The following is a 680-nucleotide window of genomic DNA, read 5'->3' as shown; positions in this document are numbered from 1 at the left end:
TTTCTGGAGGACAAAGACAGCGAATTGCCATTGCCCGAGCGTTACTTCGAAATCCACAAATTCTTATGTTAGATGAAGCAACTTCTAGTTTAGATAGTAAATCAGAGTCTGTCGTTCAAAAGGCATTAAATAACTTAATGAAAGGCAGAACAACGTTAGTTATTGCACATAGACTTTCTACTGTAGTAGATGCAGATAAAATTATTTTTATAGAAAAAGGGAATCTTACAGGAAGCGGTACACATGATGAATTGTTACGCACACATGACATGTATCGTGAATTTGCAACGCAACAATTGAAAATTAAAGAGGGCGTATTATAAAATGAATCATCAGTGGGGCTTATACTCCGCTGATGATTCATTTTTACAAGTTATATAAAAGATGCTACGTAGAAAGGAGAGGTTTTCTTTGCTACCAAAAATTTTAATAGTAGATGACGATCCACATATTAGAGAACTTGTTTCTGTATTTTTAGAGCGGGAAGGATTTCAAACATATGAAGCAATTGATGGTCTAGATGCACTTCAAAAAATAAATGAAGTGAAAGTTGATATGGTTATTCTTGATATCATGATGCCGAATATGGATGGATTTGATGTATGTTTTGAATTAAGAAAATACTATGATATCCCTATTTTGATGCTAACTGCTAAAGGAGAAACATCTCAAAAAGTAAA

At 33.4% G+C, this 680-nt stretch carries 1 protein-coding gene and 1 pseudogene; both read left to right on the top strand.

The features are described from left to right. Positions 1 to 323, top strand: a 323-nt coding sequence (locus tag RCF13_RS25435; RefSeq protein WP_308141656.1) for an ATP-binding cassette domain-containing protein, incomplete at its 5' end; no start/stop codon positions are given. Positions 324 to 411: 88 nt separating this feature from the next. Next, positions 412 to 680 (top strand): annotated as a pseudogene (hitR, locus tag RCF13_RS25430) (envelope stress response regulator transcription factor HitR); the annotation flags it as partial.

Source organism: Stenotrophomonas maltophilia group sp. RNC7, assembly GCF_030910085.1.
GTDB lineage: Bacteria > Pseudomonadota > Gammaproteobacteria > Xanthomonadales > Xanthomonadaceae > Stenotrophomonas > Stenotrophomonas sepilia.
Note: the sequence above shows the minus strand (reverse complement) of the source record. Positions and strands in the feature narration are given on the sequence as shown.